Raw genomic sequence first — 19,977 nt, forward strand, 5'->3', positions numbered from 1 at the left:
TTTTTATGTTTTTATAATCAATGATTACATTATAGATGTAATTGTAAACACTGTGAAATCAACGCAGTTACAATACATTTACTGTAATCTAATATAATAGATAAACTGAAAATAAAAACAGTACCTACATCTGAAGCAATCTCTTTAAAACTGTAGAGAATTCTTTAGTAGAAGATGCATTACAACACATTAAATCTCATAGCAACAGAAGTGCATGCCATATTCACCTAATCCAATCAAAGCTAATAGGTCATGATTGTACAATGGTTGCATAATGTCAAAATTTATTTCTCCTGTATCATACTCATCCCGAGGCAAAGTATAGATTAGACCTTAAATAACATCAGTAATAAATTTTCCAATAGATAAAAAGCAGTTTGTGATAAGATCTTTTGCACATTCATTATATGATGAACTTTTCATATGTTGCGATAAACTACCCAGATCAAAATTATTACATTTCAATGATAGTGAGTACAAACAGATCCTCTTTAAAATTCACGAGGAAATAAAATTTCCTGGTATTTTAAATCTGTTTTGATATTAATTCCAACCATTCACTTTCATTTTTTACTTCTATCTTTAATTGTAAAGCTTTCTTATATTTTGTACCAGCTTTTTCCCCAACTACAACAAATGAAGTGTTTTTTGAAACACTAGAGGATATCTTGGCGCCCAGTTTTTCTGCTTGTGTTTTTGCTTCTTCTCTTCCTATTATGCTCATCTTTCCTGAGAAAACTATAATTTTACCAGATAATAATTTGTTGTCATTTTTTTCATGGTTTTGGATATCTAAGAATTTTGATAAATTCTCCAATAAAATTAGATTATTATTGTTATTAAAAAAAGAAGCTAAAGACTCTACAACTGCTGTGCCCACACCATCTAAAGATATTATCCTGCTTTTTGTTTCTTCGATACAGAGCATTTTTTGTCTCCAGTTCTCATAAGATACGAATTCCTTAGATAGTATTTTTGCTGTATTTATGCCAATATAATCTATACCTATGGAATAAATAAATTTTGTTAGAGATATTTTTTTAGCATTCTCTATGCTTTGGATAATATTTTCAAAAGTTTTTTTCCCCCATCCGTTTAAATTACATAAGATATCCTCTTTATCTTTTAGGAGAAATATATCATTGATATTCTCAATTATTCCTTCGTTGAATAAAACTTTAATTTGAGCATCTCCTAAACCTCTGATATTTAAGGCATCTTTCGATACAAAATGTTTTATTTTTTCTATTGTTACAGCAGGGCATTTAGAAGCATTACTACATCTTCTAGCTACAAGAATATCATCCTCTGAGATAGAACTTCCACATGCAGGACAAGTTTTTATTTCCACGAATGGTATAGCATTATTTGCTCGTTCTTCTATTACAACGCGCTTTATTTTAGGAATAACATCACCAGATCTTTCTAAGATTACTGTATCTCCTTGTTTTAAATTTAACCTTATTATTTCTTGATGATTGTATAAGCTTGCTTTACTTAATGTTACTCCATTGATAGCTACAGGTTCTAGCAGTGCTACAGGAGTTATTATTCCAGTTCTACCTATACTATATTCTATATCGATGATTTTGGTCTTAGCTATATGAGTAGGGAATTTATGAGCAATAGCCCACCTTGGAGAATCACTTCTGTTACCCAGTCTATTTTGCAATTCGCAAGAATTAACCTTATAAACTAAGCCATCAATTTCATATTTTATTTGTTGACGTTTTTGTAAAATATCTGCATAGAAATTTTCTATCAGGTTTATATCGCTGCTGATTAGACGCTTTTTATTTACATTAAATCCGTTGTATTCAAGAAAATATAATACATTTTCTTGAGTTGTTATGTTATTTCCTTTAGGAAAATATGCCTGATATGCAAAATATTGGATATCTCTTGTTGCAACGACCTTGCTATCTAGTTGCCTAAGTGAGCCTGAAACAGCATTTCGCGGATTTTTAAATCCAAGAGCAAGAGCTTCACTAGTTAGCATATAGAACTCCCCTCTTATTTCACACTCTTCATTATATGCTATCTCTTTTGGAAAAGATTGCATATGTATAACATTATCTGTTATATCCTCTCCTACTGTTCCATCTCCTCTTGTTGTAACGTATTCTAAGAATCCATTTTTATAATAAGCATTGAAAGATACACCATCAATTTTCAACTCACAGCACAACTCCACTTGTTCTTTGGAGTTTAAGAATCTTTGTATACTTTTTGTGAACAAGGTTATATCTTCTTCGTGTCTTAAGTTATTTAAAGATAGCATAGGTGTTTTGTGCATCACTTTTGTGAATTTGTTATTGGCTTTATATCCTACCAAACTTCTTCTATCGAGCTCATAATTCCTTTTTAGGATATCCAGCATCTGATGAAGAAAAAAAGCTTTTATTATATCTAGTAGATTCTTATTTTCTGGGATATTTATTTTTAATCTTTCTTTTAAATATAGCCCTAGGAGACATAAGTTTTTTCCTTCTGATGCTTTGATATTGTTTTTCTCTACATATTTATTTTTCCACATTAACGTTGAGAGAGAATCGTTGATTACATCAAGGTCGCAATTAAAAATATCGAATATTACCAGATTAAAAGGAGATTTTATATCTTCTTGAGTTACATTCTGAGATATTAAATGATCATCAGCGGCATTTTTATTTATATGATGTTGTTTTTGCGTTTTATTTATAATATCTTTCAAAAATACTTTGATTTCCAGCAAGGTAAATTCTGTGGATTTATATATATCGTATTTTTCTAAAAGTTCTATTTGTAAAAATAACCATCGGATTTTCTCTCTGTATTCTGAAAAAAAACTGTGTTTCAATATATCATATTCATTATCTTCAATTGATGAACTATCTCTATCGTAATATTCTTTGTTGAGTTTTTTTATCTTTGTAAATAACAGATTTATATCTTCATATGAGGAGAAGATAATGTACATTATTTTACTCAAAAATTGAGATAACTGCCTCTTATCTTTTTCTGTGATGTCTAAATCATAAAGAGCTATATCTAGGAAATCCAATATTTGTGAGATCGACACTTCCTTTAATCTATTACCTATAGAATTTCTTTCTGTCTGATTGAGTATTTTTTTTATTCGCTCTATAACAAAAATTTCTCTAAATTTTGTGTCTTTTGCATCCTTTGAAATAGATAATAATATGTTAAGCAAATTAAACGATTTTAATACAAATAGTTGTTTTTTATATATTAGTAAGAGAATTCTTGAGCTGCTCTCCATCATAATTTGACTTCTATAAATCACTGAATTATATCACAAAAGACGGGGTTTTTTTACTTTATTTTTTTAAGATATTTGTATTTTATTGAGATGTCAAATTTTATTAATGTAAACTGATGTTAAATATTTTTTACAATTTTGTTTGTTAGAATGACTTTAGCATAGAATTTTATCTTGAATTTTAAAAATGAAGAAAAAAAATATTATTTGGGCTGTCTCTTTACTGATAGGGCTTATTATAGTTTGGCTTATTATTGGCCAAATGGGTGGAGAAGGTAGTATAAAAACTACATCAGAGCCAAAAGGTGCTAGCAATGCTACCAAGAAAGAAAATCAGAAATTGGAAAATTATCTTCCTTTTGATGATGAAACGGATATCGAGAATGCCTATCGTGGATTTATAGGTGATATAACTGAAACTTCTATTGAAGAAAAAGGAGTTAAAATACTTGATACTACAAAATATGATTTTATTGAAAAAGGTAGTGAAGCTCCTGACACTGTTAACCCTAGTTTATGGAGACAATCCGGATTAACAGCAGCAAAAGGCTTATTCAAAGTAACAGAAGAGATATATCAAATTAGAGGCTTTGATGTATCTAATATGACTTTTATTAAAACAAAAACTGGGTGGGTTATGGTAGATCCCCTTACTTCACCTGGATGTGCTAAAGCAGGTTATGAACTTGCTCAAAAACATTTGGGAAAGATGAAAATTAAAGCTGTTATTTTTACTCATTCTCATTTAGACCATTTTGGTGGTGTTAAAGGAGTTGTTAATGAAAAACGGGTCAAAAAAGATAATATTCAAGTAATTGCTCCTGAAAATTTTGTTATTGAAGCTGTTAATGAAAACTTAATGGCGGGAAACACAATGTCTAGAAGAGCTTCATATATGTATGGAAGTCTCTTACCAGGTAACCCAAAAGGGGATGTTGGTGTAGGGTTGGGAGCGAACCTTTCTTCTGGAAAAGCAACTTTAATAAAGCCTGATACTATTATTTCAAAAACGCCTACCAAATTGATGATAGATGGCGTTGAATTTGTTTTCATTAATACTCCTCACGCAGAGGCGCCAGCAGAATTAATGTTTTACATTCCGCAATATAAAGCTCTGTGTCAGTCTGAAGAGGTGAATCACACTCTGCATAACTTATTAACTCCTCGTGGAGCACAGGTAAGAGATGCTTTACTCTGGTCTAAATATATACACGATACTATAGAAAGATTTGGAAAGGATGTTGAAGTTTCTTTTGGATCACATAACTGGAGCACTTGGGGTAATGAAAATATAATGAAATTACTTAAAGCGCAAAGAGATGTATATCGTTATATTCACGATGAAACATTGAGATTGGCAAATAAAGGTTTGACAATGATTGAGATTGCAGAATATCTTCAGTTGCCAGATAGCTTAGCTAAAAACTTTGCTAACCGTAGTTATTATGGTCATATCAACCACGGTGCTAAAGCACAGTATCAGAAGTATTTTGGCTTCTTTAGTGGTAATCCTTCAGATTTACACCCTTTGGTGCCTGTTGAAGAAGGTAAAAAAGTGGTCGAATACATGGGCGGTAGCAAGAAATTAATGCATAAAGTTCAAAAAGATATCAAAAAAGGAGAATATCGTTGGGCTGCTACTGTGTTAAAACATCTAGTTTTCTCTGAACCACATAATCAGAATGCAAAAAATATGTTAGCAGATGTCTATGAGCAATTGGGCTATCAAAGTGAAAATGGTCCATGGAGAAATTTTTATCTAACAGGTGCACAAGAGTTGCGTGGCGGTGTGAAAAAATTGCCAGCAATTAATACCGTTTCTCCAGATATGGTAAAAAATATGGAGCTTGAAACTTACTTAGATTTTATCGCAGTTCGTTTAAATCATCCAAAAGCTGCCGATGCGAAAATGACAATGAACTTCTTTTTCCCTGATAAATCAAAGAAATTTGTTATCTATATAGAACACGGTGTTATGAATTACACTATTGGTAAGCATGTATCAGACGCTGATTGTAATGTGCAGATTAATAGATCTGATCTTGATTTGATTCAATTGGGTGAAAAAAATATGGGAGATTTATTAAGTGATGGAAAAGTCAAAATTAATGGTGATAAACAAGCCTTTAGGGATTTCTTCAATATGCTTGATAATTTTGAATTCTGGTTTAATATCGTCACTCCTAACGAAATTTAAAGTAAGAATAAACAGAACATTATAATCTGCTTTAAGAGGCAAGAGGATTTTTTTGATTCTCTTGCCTTTTTTTTATCTTAAAAATTATTTTAAGCTTGATATTAATAAATGTTTTGGATAGGTATTGATATTATATTATGATTAAATATCAATAAGTGAAATGTTTTTTATGAAGAATGGAATATGGAGATAGATGTTACCGGAAAAATGACGAAAGAGCAGAAAAGTATCTTCGAAAAATATAGAGGAGAATATCCTTTTAATGTGATAGATTTCGCTATAGAACTAGGGATAAAGATGTTCACGTGTGATGATCTAGAAGATGATATTTCCGGGTATATAGAAAAGGATAAAGCAACAGGTACATTTTCTATTACAGTTAATACAAAGCATTCTCTTAGAAGAAATAGATTTACAATAGCTCATGAAGTAGGTCATTTTTTTTATGATGATGACTATTTAACCAAAAATCATAAAATAGAAGAAAACCCTAGATTAAATAGGAATACACAATTATTATCTCCTCAAAGAGAAATTCTTGCAAATCAGTTTGCAGCAGAGCTTTTAATGCCTTCGTCGAAATTCATTGAAATATATAAGAAAAGTAATACACTGCAGGAAGTAGCATCTTTTTTTAATGTTTCGGTTGAAGCAGTGACGGTAAGAGCGCATATATTATTAGGGGTTATGTGAATAGCAAAGAGAGATAAATAACACTCAGTATTTCAGTTGGGGATGTTACTATGAATAAGGATGTATCATAATGGCAAAAGGAAAGAAAAAAAGAAATTCATTCAATAGAGAGACTGATTATCCAAGCGAATTTTTAGAAGGGATTGATTCTGTTAAAGCTGCTGCAGATGTCACTAAAAAGGATAGGATAATTAATGATCATTGTAATGACATAATGCTTGATACTGCTTTTGCAAGGTTTAAAAGTTGGACTGTCTATTTCTTTTTTATTATTATTGTTTTTCTTGGCTCGGCGTTTTTTGGTGGATTAGTATTTTTCCCTGGGGCAATTTATCTAGAGGAAATAACGAAATGGATAGGCAGAGGAATATATAGTTTTAGCTTTATTGCTATAGGGTTCATTTTTAGAGGTCTCTTTTCTAGTAAAAAACAATAAGAAATCTTTTGAATTTAGAAGATAGAAAATATTTTATGGTGCGTAGCTTTAAATATTGATTGTTGTTTTTAGAAGAATAAAACAACTGATAAACGCTTCCAATGCAGAAAGAACCATGAAAATCTGAGTACGCCCTAAGGGATTCGAACCCCTGACCCACAGCTTAGAAGGCTGTTGCTCTATCCAGCTGAGCTAAGGGCGCACGGTCAAAACGACCCTAATATTATAACAATTAATAATAAATTTACCAGCCCTAAATATTTTGTATTCTTATGTTTAACATACTGTGTGATATAACTATAAATTAACAAGAAGATGTTTATTTTGAGAAATGAAAAATATAAAAATACATTTAATATCAGATTCTGTATGCGATAGCTTGGTTTACATGTCTCGTGATGTTTTTAGTAGATTCCAATCTAAATTGACTGCTAAAACGTATGTTTGGTCTTTTGTTGGGGAAAAGAAAATGTTGCGTATTTTGAACATTGTACGTAAACAGAAAAACAGAATGATAATTTATAATATTGCCAATCTTGATATAAGACAAAAACTTAAAGATTTTTGTCGTAATGAGCAAATCATGGTTGTTCCTGCATTTGCTCATTTGATAAAAGAGGTATCATGTTTCTGCAATGTTAGTCCTAACGAAATTGGCATGGAAGAACTATTAACTTTTAGAGATACCTATTCTTCCAGAATAGAGGCAATGAATTATGCTATTTCTCATGATGATGGAAAAAATATATGGGATTTAACAAACGCTGATATAGTAATTGTTGGTGCTTCTCGTACATCTAAAACACCTACTAGCATTTATTTATCTTCTCAAGGATATAAAGTAGCAAATATACCATATGTACTTGGCGTTGATATGGATTTTTTCACTGAAAAAATAAACTCTGCGAGTTTAACAGTAGGATTTTATATACAGGTTGAGCATCTTTTTGCTATTCGTAATAGCAGACTTTATACAATTGGTCTTGCTAAAGCGGAAAATTATGCTTCTCATGAAAGCATTAAAGAAGAAATTAAAGCCTCTAGGTTGTACTTTCAGAGCAAAAAATGGATGACACTAGACGTAACATATAAATCTGTGGAGGAAATTGCTGCACAAATAATAAAAGAATTGTAAGTTAAAATCTTTATTGATATTATGAAGATTGATATAATTAATTCTCTCTAGAGAGAATTAATATTCATATAATTGTATTTAATAGAGGGGGATATGGTTTTTGTAAAAGAACAAATGCAGCGCTTAGAACTGAAGGAAACTGTAGTGAGTAGAAAAAGGGAATTGCATGGTGATGAATTAGTTCTTAACAGTTATATCAATATGACGGATAAGACTTATTATGAAAAAGGGAAGTATATTACGGATTTTAGTGGTGAACTTTTGGCAGAGAATTTTACAACTGATCTGTATAGAAAATTTAATAGTGAATTAGGACAGTCTGATTTTTTATCTGCAGAAAATGCAGCAGAGAAATTACAAGAATGGGATGTAGTATTATGGGCTAATAATATTAAAAATTATACACATGATTTGAATTTGATATCCGGAATTCTGAAGGAACGTACAAATTGCAAACAACCAGGTAAAGTACTTTGTCTTATTGGTAAATCTGAATTTGCTAACATCTCAAGTGTTTTGGGAGAGAGAGATGTAGGAATAGTATATCGTAAGTTTGAAAAAATAGTGCCTGTGGTTCTTGATCTTGATAAAAAATTAATAGTATTTTTGGATTCTGGTATTTATCTAGAAGAATTGAAAAAAGATTATAGTAGTAATCGTGAATATCACAGTATTGCTAGTACTCATCCCTTTCAAAGTATGGATGGATCTATCTTGCTGGAAAAAGAGTCAAAATCTGGTTTTTGTCAGTGTATATGTGCATCTACAGAAGAAAAACGAGAGACCCCAACAATTTCTGATAATGTAAATATTTTTCTTGCACTTGTTGAGCGGTATGACTGTCTTCAATTTTGTGAAATTGATAGAAGATCTAGCCTTCTTTACGATGGATATGAAACAACAAGAGGAGGGCCTTTGGACAGCATAAGCGAAGAAAGCGCTGAAGAGGCGGCGACAGGTGCTGATTTAAATCAACATGATCTTGGAAAGCCATCTACATCTGCAGAAAAAGCTCCTTTGCTTTTAGAGTCATTATCTGGAAGGCCTTTGGAAAGCATACGCGAAGAAAGCGCTGCAGAGGCGGCGGAGGCAAGTGCTGATCTCAATCAACATGATCTTGGAAAGCCATCTACATCTGCAGAAAAAGATCCTTTGCGTTTAACGTCATTATCTCTTCCAGTACTTCAAGCAAGAGGAGATGGGAAATCGAATGAAAGGCAAGAAGGTGAGAGCAGAGTGATGATAACTAGTGCTCAAAGTTCGATAATGGGATGTAATGCAATACTTAAAGATCTGGAAGCAATTCAACAAAAATGGAAAGAAGCAGAAGGTGAGAGCAGCAGACCTAAATCATCTACTTCTTTGCAGTTTAAACTAGAATGTGAAAATATAAGTACTGAATTGAAGGAGGCAATTGAATTATTAGTAGCTCCAGAGGAAAAGGGTTTAGTCATTGGATAAATAGCAAAATAATTATAGGTAATATCCATGGATATTACCTATCTCCTTAAAAAGATAATATTATTTTTTCCAATTATATAGGTGATGTTTATTTGTTACTAAGAGCAAACTTGTTTTATTTTTTGTTCATAATTAGTTATAATTTCACTTTAATACTGATTCAATTTTTTACTGTGATATCGGTTTCTTTGGCCTCTGATCATGCAGCTTTCAAGTTAAAAAGTGAGATAATGCAGCATAGCTTTGATAATATAAAGTTTATTGATCGAGGGTGTTATGATGAAAATTCATGTGACTACCCAGACTATGCTTTTAATGTTGTGAAGGATGTGCTAAGTGGAGCTAGTAATTTTGGTGTTCTAATTTGTAACACTGGTATTGGGATGTCAATAAGTGCAAACAGATTTAGAGATATTCGTGCTGCTCTCTGTTTTAACAGAAAAATGGCTATTGCATCCAGAGAACATAATAATGCTAATATACTCTGCTTAGGAGCTTGCTTTGTGGATGGTAAATTAGCTTTGGATATGATCCAGTCTTTCTTAGATACTAAGTTTAGTGATTTATCACGGCACATTAATAGAATCCAAAAATATAATAATAAAGGAAGTGCTTATGATTTATGATGTAAACAATTTTTTTTCTGACTCTATTGAACATGTTGATCCAGAAGCTTATGAAATATGTGTTAAGGAAAGAAATAGGCAGAAAGATACTATTAATTTAATTGCCTCTGAAAATAGAGTTAGTAGGGCTGTTTCTGATATAGAAAGTTTTTCTTTGTTTACAAATAAATATGTAGAAGGGTTCCCAGGGAAAAGATATTATCAGGGGATAGAAAATAGTGATGCAATTGAGACTTTAGCTATTGAAAGGGCAAAAAAGTTATTTGGCTGTGAATATGCAAATGTTCAACCACATTCAGGCTCACAGGCTAATCAAGCTGTTTACCTTGCTCTTTTAAAACCTGGAGATACAATCTTAGGATTTTCACTCGATGCAGGTGGACATCTAACACATGGCAGTAGAGTTAATCAGTCCGGAAAATGGTTCAATGCTGTATCTTATGGAGTTGATGAAGATTCTTTGTTAATTGATATGTCAGAGGTTGAAAGGCTTGCAATTGAACACAAACCAAAAATTATCATAGCAGGTGCTAGCGCTTATTCTAGAACAATTGATTTTGCTGCCTTTCGTGATATTGCTGATAAAGTTGGTGCATACCTTCTAGCTGATGTTGCTCATTATTCCGGATTAATAGCAGGGGGAGCTTATCCATCTCCTATCGAGTATGCAGATGTTATTACTACAACAACACATAAAGTGCTCAGAGGGCCTAGAGGTGGTTTAATACTAACTAATAATGGGGAATTAATAAAATTAATAAATCGTGCAGTTTTCCCTGGAATGCAGGGAGGGGCATTTATGCATATTATCGCTGCTAAGGCCGTTGCTTTCTTAGAAGCTTCTTTGCCTTCTTTTAAGGAATATGCAACAAATGTTATAAAGAATGCACAATCTTTAAGTGAAGTGTTGGTCTCCAATGGTGTGGATGTTTGCACCGGAGGAACTGATACTCACATTATATTGGTTGATCTACGTTCTTTGGGATTAAAAGGTAATTTTGTTGCTAATAAATTAGAAGAAACAGGCATAGTTTGCAATAAGAATGCAATACCATTTGATATTGAAAGCCCTTTTGTTACTTCTGGATTAAGATTTGGAACAGCCGCAGAGACTACTCGTGGTTTTACCGAACAGGACTTCAAATTAGTTGGTGAATTGATAGTGAAAATACTTAAGAATCAAATAAGTGTTGTTGAGGCAAAAACTCAAGTTAGAGAAATGTGCAGCAGATTTGCTTTTTATTTTTAGTAATATCTGTATTGCTTAATAATGCTTTAATTATCTTTCAATTTATATTTTGTTTATCTTTTTATTATATAATTAACTTCTTATGTAGAAATTAGTTATGATATGCAAAGTTTTTTGAATAAGCTTTTCGAAGGGAAAGATTTTGATAAATATGATAAAATTAGCCGTAAACTAAGCTATAAAAATATTTCATTTTTTATTAGAATACTTATCACTGCAATGTCGTTACTTGTGCCAGTGATTTATATTCTGTTGATTAATAATGATGTAATTTATACTACTAAATTTGAGGAACTAGCAGCAAAAAGTGAGATATTTATTTATGATTTTTCTCATACGTTGGATGCATTACTTCTACTTATTTGGACTCCTATAGATCTATTATTATTTGAATATCTTGTTAGTCTATTTTTCCCTGCATACAGCATGCATATTACTTTAAATAGCATTTTTGTTGATAAAAAAGCAGATGGTAAAATTCTACAAAAAATGACCCATCTTTCGGCAGATGAAAAAGTAAAAAAATTAAGATGGATCATAATAAAAAAGTTAATAATATATGATGTGTTTATTGGTGTACTTTTCTTTGCAGCCTTATTTTTAGAGGCGCGCAGTATAAATTATATTGATGATGATGGTGTACACATTAAAAAGGTTTTAGGTGTTAGTAGTAAACACTACTCATGGGATGATATAGAAAAAATTGAAACTGCTTGCAGATATCGTAATAGTTTATACCAGCAGAGGATATTTAAAATAAATTGGTATTATTTAGCACATATGAAGGATGGAATAATTATAGATCTAGCTAGTTATAGAGCTGTGGACTCAAGAATAGATCAGTTGATTAAGTTTCATAATTTAGTTACTAAAAAAGGTATTCCTTACGGTTTTGTGGAATCTGATCCATTGAGTGTTGATGCTGTTACTTGTGTAGATTACATAGTGAGTTCTTTTATTATGGAGAACGATGCTGAAAAATTGATAAACATTTTAACTGTAACAGATTAGGGGGTGCTGTTTACAGCCATCTGGTCTTGTTATACACTTCTTTTTTTGAAAATTTGAGATGATTTTGTGCATTCAAGGGATTTATGTTGTTGCTTACAGCTGTATTGGTTGGCTTTAATCTTCTGTAACTGCTTAAATTTAGATGTTGCTTTTGCTGGTTGCAATTATTCTTGGGTGCACAAAGAGTGTTCGGTTTATACAGATGCATCTTTAAAGCAATCTGTTATGAAAGGTTTGCGCGAAGCTGGTGCAACGTATAATAACATAAGTGTTGAAGTCAGAGATAACAAGGCAAGATTGTTTGGAAATTTAAGTACTAGTTTACAGAGAATAGAGGCCTCAAAGATTACTTGGGATGTTAGGGGAATTTTAGCTGTTGATAATCAGATAAAAGTTGCTGAGTATGGAAAAAAGTATGTTGAAGCTGAATGGGTTTCAAGTAATGCTAGATTACTTGTGAGATTAAAGAAAGGAGATGTTGTAGATAGATTCTCTTTTGAATCTACTAGGGGCGTGTTATATGTGATGGGCCGTGCCAATAGTGATGAAGAGCGTAATAAGATCATTAACCTTGTTGTGAAGGCATTTTCTGATAAGAAAGTGCAAGATTACATCCATGTTGATGATTGTTAGGATTTTTTTTAATTATAAATAATTTTGATTTTTTTTAAGAGATTTTTATGAATAAAGTTCTGTTTCATATATCGCCTGTTGTAAGTTATTATGTAGATACCTCAATTTATTTAATGAGAGAAGCTATTAATCGTGGATTCACGGTATATTTCACTTATCCTGAGAATGTCTTTTATTCTGTTGATGGTGTTAAATCTAAGAACTATAGTTTTACTCTTGATGATGATGGGATCGTTATAAAATCAGAGCATTATGACTATATAGATAATCATGATATGGTTTTTATTCGACATGACCCACCTGTTGATATGTCTTATCAAACATCTCTTTATCTATTTGGATTGTGTACCAGAGCTTTTTTTATTAATAATCCGCAGGCTATACTACTCTCTCCAGAAAAGATATTTAAGTATCACCTGTATAGTGATTTGGAGACCATTATTGTTTGTGATGTTGAGACAGCTACTAAATTCGTAGAGCAATATGGGAAGGTTGTTTTTAAACCACTGTATGAATATGGTGGTAGTAATATAATTCTCATTGATAAATCTGATGCAAATTATAAAGACATCCTTTCTGAAAAATTTAATAATCATGGCACTCATTTTTTAATGCAGCGTTTTGATTCTGATGTTTTAACCGATGGAGATGTAAGAGTTTTAATACTTGATGGAGAGATTCTTGGTTACTTTAAAAGACAGAACAAAGATAATTTCTTAAGTAATACTGTATTAGGTGCTAAGGTATATAAAGTGGATCTTTCAAATAAGGCTTTAGATACAGCAACTAAAATTGCATTAGATTTAAAACAAAGAGGCATTTATTTTGCTGGTCTTGACTTCATAGGGAATAATTTAATAGAGATTAATGTCACTTCTCCTACAGGCTTGGTGCATTATGATATGTTGCGTGACAAATCCTTGGATGTGAAATGTTGGGATAAATTTATCAGACTTTATGAAGATTTTAAAAAAAATTGATGCTATAATTGGCTTTTATGTTTAAGTCACAGAAAGTAATTTCGGTAAATCATAGTTGTAGATAGTTAATTGTTGAGCTGTTAAGCTTTCAGTTAATTATGTTGCCTGCTATTTCTTATGGACAATTTAGATGTATTGCTTATCAGTAAAGAAGCTATATGGGTGTTGATTAAGATATCAACTCCTGTGATATTAACATCTATGAGTGTTGGTCTTATTATTTCTATATTCCAGACTTTAACTCAAATTAATGAAGTTACGTTAACTTTTGTCCCTAAAATAGTAGCTGTTTTCTTCTCCATTTTATTCTCAATTGCTTTCATTGCTGGTTCTTTGCACGACTTTGCGAATTATATAATGGAGGCCATACATTCTTTATGAGGATAAAAAGAGCATTAATATCCGTATACGATAAAACAGGTATTGTTAAATTATCTAGGTATTTAATAGAAAACGATGTTGAGATTATCTCAACGGGAGGGACTTTCAAACTTTTAAAAGAAAATGATATTCCAGTGATGGAAATAGCAGATTTCACAGATTTTCCTGAGATATTAGGTGGTCGTGTTAAAACTCTGCATCCTAAGGTACATGGAGGTATTCTATGTGTTCCAGGGCAATTTGATGATGATATCCAACAAAATGAAATTCAAAAAATAGATCTAGTTATTGTTAATTTGTATCCTTTTGTTGATACTGTGAATTCTGGTGCGTCTGAAGATGAGATAATAGAAAATATTGATATTGGAGGCGTTACTTTGATTCGTGCTGCAGCAAAGAACTACAAGAATGTTGCAGTTGTTACAGATGTTAAGCAATATAATGATGTTAATGTAGATTCTAGTGCAAAATTGCGTGAATTGTGGGCTAAGCAAGCTTTCTTTAATATAGCTCAATATGATTCTGCTATTTCTAATTGGTTTACTGGTTCTGATGTATTAAATTTGAATCTTGTCAAAAAAAATGATTTTCGTTATGGAGAGAACCCTCATCAGAAAGGTAGTTTTTATTCTAATGGAGAGTTACCTTTCCAAAAATTACAAGGAAAGGAGTTAAGCTATAATAATGTACTGGATGTGCATGCAGCCCTTGCATTAATTGCAGAATTTAAAAATGAATTTGCTACTGTCATTGTTAAACATAATAATCCTTGCGGAGTGGCTGTAGGAAATGATGAGATAGAATCATATAAAAAAGCTCTTTCCTGTGATAGCCGTAGTAGTTTTGGTGGTGTAGTATCTGTTAACGGTCACGTATCAGAAACACTAGCTAGAGAAATTACTAATATTTTCACTGAAGTTGTTATAGCTAAGTCATTTTCTTCAGAAGCATTAGATTTGTTTAACCAAAAACCAAATATTCGTGTTTTATGTATAGACCATTATATAGAGGATAATTTTTGCTTGAGAAATACTCTAGGTGGAATCTTATTGCAAGACTGCAATAACCATCTTTATGATGACTTTAAATTGGCAGTAGGTGATGAGTTATCTGAGGCAGTAAAAGCAGATTTAATTTTTGCCTTGAAAGTATGCAAACATGTTAAATCTAACGCGATTGTACTTGCAAAAGATGGTATGACTGTGGGAATAGGTGCTGGTCAGATGAGTAGGATTGATAGCTTAGAATTGGCAGTGACAAAATCTGTTATTGGGACAAAAGGTGCAGTTATGGCTTCTGATGGATTTTTCCCCTTTGCTGATAGCGTTGAATATGCCGCTGATCACAATATTGTTGCTATAGTACAACCTGGTGGTTCTATAAAGGATGCAGAAGTGATATCCAAGGCTAAGGATAAGGGTATTACTATGATTTTAACTGGTGTCAGACACTTTGTTCACTAATCGGCCAAAAATGCTTATGTAATATTCAGAATTATTAATATCCAATAAGCACATTGTAAAATTCCTATTTCTTATATTGGAGATTATAACGTGGAGTAGTTTTTTCAAACTAAGAGATTAGCCTCTTAGTTTGCTACGTGAATTACTTCACTATATGATTTATAATCACAAGCCTTAGCATTGATGGGATGGCTGTTAACATGATATAGGATATTGTTTGATTTTAACATAGTACATTATTTTAAAATTAATGCTGTTTTATTATATCTTTTTTTTATTTTCTATAATATAATAAATCATTGTTGAGGGCGGTTAGCTCAGTTGGTAGAGCACCTCGTTTACACCGAGGATGTCGGCGGATCGAGACCGTTATCGCCCACTCATTTGGATCCATGGAAATCCATGGAAGTTCTTGTTGTTCTTGAATTTGTGTGTGCAGTTTTCAATTGTTTTATTGCATCCAGCTGTCGCGATGAATTCATCACCTATTTCTAGTTCATATTTTATAGGAAGTGAAAGGGAAAATGCTTGTTTCTCATATCTTAGTATTTTGAAATTAATATTCTTATTTCTTCCTGATGTGAATTCTATTTCTCCAAAATTGAAGTATCCATCAGCTTTTGACAAAGTGCTATCAATAAAGGTGTCTGATGTTATAATTTTTGATATCTGCCCTTTATTTTGATAAGTGGCTCTATTTAACGTACATTTGCTATCAAATAGTGAAGCATTACAATTCTTAGATATTGTTTGCCCAATTATTATCTTAGATAGATATGCTATATCTGATTCTGCGTAGATTTTTATTCTATTATCATCTTGTGCTGTTTGAGTGATCTTTCCGCTAAAAAAAGGTTTTATTTCATTGGATTTTTCAATGGAGTTTATAAATATAGTTGCGTTATTAAATAAACCTTGATGCATATACTCTGGTTTAATTTCCTCTGAATCAATTATACTGGATATTATCAATTTTGTTGCTTTGTCTTCATTACTTTGTGTCCTATTAGTAATGCTTAACTTTGCTTTTCCTTTATAGGTAATATTCTTGTGAATTAGATCTTTATTATAATTTGTTAATGATATAACATCTTTATTGTTTAAAGTTATGAGAAATGTGTAATATATATTTTGCATTTTTACTCTATTATTTCGTGTAATATGATATTTTTAGCTACGTAGATTCCTGGGTTATCTAACCCTATTTTCAGATCATCTGATGCAAATCTTACGGGGATATCAAATTCGCATTCTATACTTATCTCTCCTCCTTCTTCTGTGACGAGCAAACCATTATTATAATCTATTGTATATTGTGTACTCTCTAATGGTATATCATTTGAATATACTATTTCTGTATTTGGGACTATTTTCTTTATTGGTCTTTTGAATGTTTGTTGATTAAATGTATAGTTTTTATATATCTGCATGCCAGAGCTGGGCGCCTTAGAAATAACTTGTTTAGGTATTTTATAATCCATCCAATCTTTAAATCTAAAGCCATTTGCTCTGCCCTGTGTGACATAAAAGAAGGATATAATTTGATCTATTTGATCTTTTGTTTTTATGCCGTGACTCACATTGTAGTAGATTTTTGGTTCTAGCCAATTTATAAAACGTGCTTCATAGCCTGCAGCCGTTTGTTCTATGTTAGTATTAAAATTTGGTCCACCAATTGCACCAAATGATATATCTTCAGGGAATCTAATTTCTAAGAACATCTTTTATACTAAAAATAACTTGGAATATTAAAACAGATGATAATCAGCAGAATCTTTTCATGTAAGCAATTTTTAGAATTGTTTATATTTTAACAGTATATTAGAATTATACTATTCCCTGTGTAAATTGACTATTGTGTCTGCTGAAAGTGGTGTGAAATATAAGTTTGTGGTTCTATCTTTGGGGTCAAATATTGAACCTCGTGACTATTACATAAACTATGCAATAAACAATATTAGTTTGCATGATAAGAAAATCTCAAAAATGCACGAGACAGAACCATTGTTGCCTGAAAAATCCATGGAATTGGACAGCAGTTGGTATGAAAAATTTGTTAATTGTGTTCTTTGTGGCTTTACTGAGCAGAACTTAGAGTCCTTTTTCTCTCTATGCTGTTCTATAGAAAAAAATTGTCAGAGAGTTCGAAAATATAAATTTGCTCCAAGAACTCTAGATATTGATATTCTGTTTTGGAATAATCAGATAATAGATAGTGCCTATTTGACCATTCCGCATTATGATTTACACAATAGAAAGTTTGTTATCGAACCACTTATGGAGATATTACCAGACTATGTGCATCCAAAATTAAACAAAACAATAAGACAAATATATGAGGATTTAATATGAAAATATGTGGAATTATCAATATTACCCCTGATTCTTTTTCTGGTGATGGCTTATTAGATCATTCTGCTGTTCTCAGCAAAGTTGAAGAGATGATTAATGATGGAGCAGATATAATAGATGTTGGTGCACAGGCTACTAATCCTTTTGTTAAAAATGATGTTGATCCGATAAAGGAGAAAAAAAGACTATGGGGTGTATTACCTAAGATAGTGGAAATAGCTAATAAATCTTCAGTGATGGTTTCTATTGATAGTTATAATAGTGCTGTTATCCAATACGCATTGGAAAGTGGAGTGCATATTATCAACGATCAAAAAGGTTTACAAGATCCAGCAGTTATCGATCTATTATTGGCAAACATTAACAATATACATAAAATAATTTTTATGCATAGTGTGGCTGTGCCGGCGGATCTTGATGTTATTCTCTCAGAGAATGAAGACGTGTTGAATTATCTAAAATCGTGGGCAGAAGACCGAATAAAATATCTAACAGAAATTGGTTTTGATAAGCAAAAGTTAGTTTTTGATCCAGGAATAGGGTTTGCAACCACAGTGCTTCAAGCTAGACATATAATAAAGAATGCTTATTTCTTTAAACAGCTGGGGGTTGAATTATATATTGGGTGTAGCAGAAAAAGATTTATTGAAGAAGAATCTATCGATGTAAAAGACCGCATAACCCTAGGGATATCCGGATACCTTTATTCACAAGGTGTTGATTATCTGAGAGTGCATGAGATCAAAAATCATCGCAAACTCATCAATCTGTTAGAAAATAAAGAATATAAGCACATCATAACGTGAATAATATTAAGCAAATTTATTTGCTAATTTTTTCATTTCTTCGATTGAGTTTTTGACATATTCAGTTGTATCTTGCCACTTATTTTCAATATTTCTGATGTATTCACTGTTTCTCACTTGATTAATATCAATATTCTGTGAAAAACTATACATGCCCATGCTCAAAAGTAACACCAATATGGGGGCGCAAAAAAGAAAGTATCTACCCATATACAAAGTCCTTTCTGTGAAAAACAATCAATAGTTTAAATTTTAACAAATTTTTATAATTTCTTAAAGCTAAATCTTTAATAAATTTTTTATCCTAAGAGCTCTTTCCGTACCATATAGAATTTATTACATTTTTTTTGATGAATTGTTTATGTTGATCCTCCTCATATTTATCATCATTGCGCCTTTTTCTTCTACAGATTCTATTTTTATTTACAGATTCCATGTTATCTAGACTTTCTTCCATAGCGAAAAAATCTAAGTTATTTTGTACCTGTGACCTACTTTTCAGAAAAAAATAAACTTCAGCAAGTAGGTAAGAATCAATTAGCGCACCATGCATTTTTCTTGCTTCCAGCGATATATTGAATTTTCTACATAATGCATTTAAAGAGGCCTGCTCTCCAGGAAAATTCTTCCTGGCAATCTCTAATGTATCAACAGCCCTTTCATTTGATATTGTTTTCTTTTTAGCTTTTTTTAGCTCATAGTTTAAGAACTTCATATCAAAAGGTGCATTATGCATTATCAACACTGAATCAGATATAAAATCTAAAAAATCGTCTGCTATTTCAGCAAACCTTCTTTTGTTTTCAACCAAATCAGTCGTTATACCATGAATCTTACTATTTTCGATGGATATGCCCCTTTCAGGATTGACGTATGCATGGAAATGATTTCCAGTTATTTTATCATCTATAAGTTCAACACATCCTATCTCTATTATTCTATGACCATCACTAATTTCTAGTCCCGTAGTCTCAGTATCTAAGACTATGTTACGCTTTTTTATCATCTGCTACTGTTTGCTTATCTATACAACAACTTTTTAGATAAACAATACCACAATAAGGACAGACAATTCTACTTTTTCTCTCTATATTTAGGTAAACAACAGGATGACTTGTTCCTTGGCCATTACATCTGACAATTTTTGAAGATACTAACACGTTCTTCATATCATTTTTCATATTTAGTCTATTTTTTTAAATACTCAATACTATAAAAGTAGTATTATATAACGTCTATATTTTTTTTGTATAAAAATTGTTAGTAATAAGAACAATTTTACAAGATTTTAT

Annotated in this window: 20 protein-coding genes and 2 tRNA genes; 15 read left to right on the forward strand and 7 right to left on the reverse strand. The window is 31.6% G+C overall.

The annotated features are described in order from the left end of the window. Positions 1 to 526: 526 nt before the first annotated feature. Complete coding sequence (gene ligA, locus GUI12_00525) at positions 527 to 3,265, reverse strand: NAD-dependent DNA ligase LigA (GenBank protein ID UAT42650.1); 2,739 nt, start codon at positions 3,263 to 3,265, stop codon at positions 527 to 529. Positions 3,266 to 3,524: 259 nt separating this feature from the next. Between ligA and GUI12_00530 the strand changes: the two genes are divergently transcribed. From GUI12_00530 to GUI12_00540, 3 genes are all read left to right on the forward strand, one after another. Next, complete coding sequence (locus GUI12_00530) at positions 3,525 to 5,459, forward strand: MBL fold metallo-hydrolase (protein UAT43428.1); 1,935 nt, start codon at positions 3,525 to 3,527, stop codon at positions 5,457 to 5,459. A 183-nt stretch (positions 5,460 to 5,642) separates the two neighbouring features. Further along, positions 5,643 to 6,152, forward strand: coding sequence for an ImmA/IrrE family metallo-endopeptidase (locus tag GUI12_00535; protein ID UAT42651.1), 510 nt, complete (start codon positions 5,643 to 5,645; stop codon positions 6,150 to 6,152). Positions 6,153 to 6,222: 70 nt separating this feature from the next. Next, positions 6,223 to 6,588, forward strand: a complete 366-nt coding sequence (locus GUI12_00540) for a hypothetical protein (protein ID UAT42652.1) — start codon at positions 6,223 to 6,225, stop codon at positions 6,586 to 6,588. Between the two features lie 128 nt (positions 6,589 to 6,716). On the opposite strand, the gene GUI12_00545 is transcribed toward GUI12_00540, so the two are convergent. Beyond that, positions 6,717 to 6,790, reverse strand: a tRNA-Arg gene (locus GUI12_00545). A 129-nt stretch (positions 6,791 to 6,919) separates the two neighbouring features. Here GUI12_00545 and GUI12_00550 point away from each other — a divergent pair. From GUI12_00550 to GUI12_00595, 10 genes are all read left to right on the forward strand, one after another. Next, on the forward strand, positions 6,920 to 7,723 hold the full coding sequence (locus GUI12_00550) for a kinase/pyrophosphorylase (protein UAT42653.1): 804 nt from the start codon (positions 6,920 to 6,922) through the stop codon (positions 7,721 to 7,723). 93 nt (positions 7,724 to 7,816) lie between these two features. After that, on the forward strand, positions 7,817 to 9,184 hold the full coding sequence (locus GUI12_00555) for a hypothetical protein (protein UAT42654.1): 1,368 nt from the start codon (positions 7,817 to 7,819) through the stop codon (positions 9,182 to 9,184). A 173-nt stretch (positions 9,185 to 9,357) separates the two neighbouring features. Beyond that, complete coding sequence (rpiB, locus tag GUI12_00560) at positions 9,358 to 9,810, forward strand: ribose 5-phosphate isomerase B (protein ID UAT42655.1); 453 nt, start codon at positions 9,358 to 9,360, stop codon at positions 9,808 to 9,810. Next, the gene (locus GUI12_00565) at positions 9,800 to 11,059 is read left to right on the forward strand and encodes a serine hydroxymethyltransferase (GenBank protein UAT42656.1); all 1,260 of its coding nucleotides are present in this window, start codon (positions 9,800 to 9,802) and stop codon (positions 11,057 to 11,059) included. Before rpiB ends, GUI12_00565 begins: the two co-directional genes overlap by 11 nt. 102 nt (positions 11,060 to 11,161) lie before the next feature. Then, positions 11,162 to 12,070, forward strand: coding sequence for a hypothetical protein (locus GUI12_00570; protein UAT42657.1), 909 nt, complete (start codon positions 11,162 to 11,164; stop codon positions 12,068 to 12,070). Positions 12,071 to 12,178: 108 nt separating this feature from the next. Beyond that, entirely contained in the window at positions 12,179 to 12,703 is a 525-nt protein-coding gene (locus GUI12_00575; protein UAT42658.1) for a BON domain-containing protein, read from the forward strand. A gap of 47 nt (positions 12,704 to 12,750) precedes the next feature. Then, positions 12,751 to 13,683, forward strand: coding sequence for a hypothetical protein (locus GUI12_00580; protein ID UAT42659.1), 933 nt, complete (start codon positions 12,751 to 12,753; stop codon positions 13,681 to 13,683). Between the two features lie 117 nt (positions 13,684 to 13,800). Further along, complete coding sequence (fliQ, locus tag GUI12_00585) at positions 13,801 to 14,064, forward strand: flagellar biosynthesis protein FliQ (protein UAT42660.1); 264 nt, start codon at positions 13,801 to 13,803, stop codon at positions 14,062 to 14,064. Then, entirely contained in the window at positions 14,061 to 15,527 is a 1,467-nt protein-coding gene (gene purH / locus GUI12_00590) for a bifunctional phosphoribosylaminoimidazolecarboxamide formyltransferase/IMP cyclohydrolase (protein ID UAT42661.1), read from the forward strand. The genes fliQ and purH overlap by 4 nt, the downstream gene beginning before the upstream one ends. Before the next feature lie 306 nt (positions 15,528 to 15,833). Further along, positions 15,834 to 15,906, forward strand: a tRNA-Val gene (locus GUI12_00595). Here the strand turns inward: GUI12_00595 and GUI12_00600 are convergent. Then, entirely contained in the window at positions 15,897 to 16,664 is a 768-nt protein-coding gene (locus tag GUI12_00600; GenBank protein UAT42662.1) for a DUF2163 domain-containing protein, read from the reverse strand. The two genes, GUI12_00595 and GUI12_00600, sit on opposite strands and share 10 nt — an antisense overlap. A gap of 2 nt (positions 16,665 to 16,666) precedes the next feature. After that, entirely contained in the window at positions 16,667 to 17,248 is a 582-nt protein-coding gene (locus tag GUI12_00605) for a DUF2460 domain-containing protein (GenBank protein ID UAT42663.1), read from the reverse strand. Between the two features lie 136 nt (positions 17,249 to 17,384). Here GUI12_00605 and folK point away from each other — a divergent pair, with 136 nt between their 5' ends. Both folK and folP read left to right on the forward strand, forming a co-directional pair. Beyond that, a complete protein-coding gene (gene folK / locus GUI12_00610) occupies positions 17,385 to 17,879 on the forward strand; it encodes a 2-amino-4-hydroxy-6-hydroxymethyldihydropteridine diphosphokinase (protein ID UAT42664.1) in 495 nt (164 codons plus the stop codon). Continuing rightward, positions 17,876 to 18,685, forward strand: coding sequence for a dihydropteroate synthase (folP, locus tag GUI12_00615; protein ID UAT42665.1), 810 nt, complete (start codon positions 17,876 to 17,878; stop codon positions 18,683 to 18,685). Before folK ends, folP begins: the two co-directional genes overlap by 4 nt. 6 nt (positions 18,686 to 18,691) lie before the next feature. On the opposite strand, the gene GUI12_00620 is transcribed toward folP, so the two are convergent. The 3 genes from GUI12_00620 to GUI12_00630 all read right to left on the reverse strand — a co-directional run bounded on the left by GUI12_00620 (position 18,692) and on the right by GUI12_00630 (position 19,866). Then, a complete protein-coding gene (locus GUI12_00620) occupies positions 18,692 to 18,895 on the reverse strand; it encodes a hypothetical protein (GenBank protein ID UAT42666.1) in 204 nt (67 codons plus the stop codon). Positions 18,896 to 18,989: 94 nt separating this feature from the next. Then, positions 18,990 to 19,691, reverse strand: a complete 702-nt coding sequence (dnaQ, locus tag GUI12_00625) for a DNA polymerase III subunit epsilon (GenBank protein UAT42667.1) — start codon at positions 19,689 to 19,691, stop codon at positions 18,990 to 18,992. After that, positions 19,675 to 19,866: a zinc-finger domain-containing protein gene (locus tag GUI12_00630; protein UAT42668.1), complete on the reverse strand. Its 192-nt coding sequence runs from the start codon at positions 19,864 to 19,866 to the stop codon at positions 19,675 to 19,677. Before GUI12_00630 ends, dnaQ begins: the two co-directional genes overlap by 17 nt. Positions 19,867 to 19,977: the final 111 nt, after the last annotated feature.

The sequence above is a fragment of the Anaplasmataceae bacterium AB001_6 genome, assembly GCA_020002265.1.
GTDB lineage: Bacteria > Pseudomonadota > Alphaproteobacteria > Rickettsiales > Anaplasmataceae > AB001-6.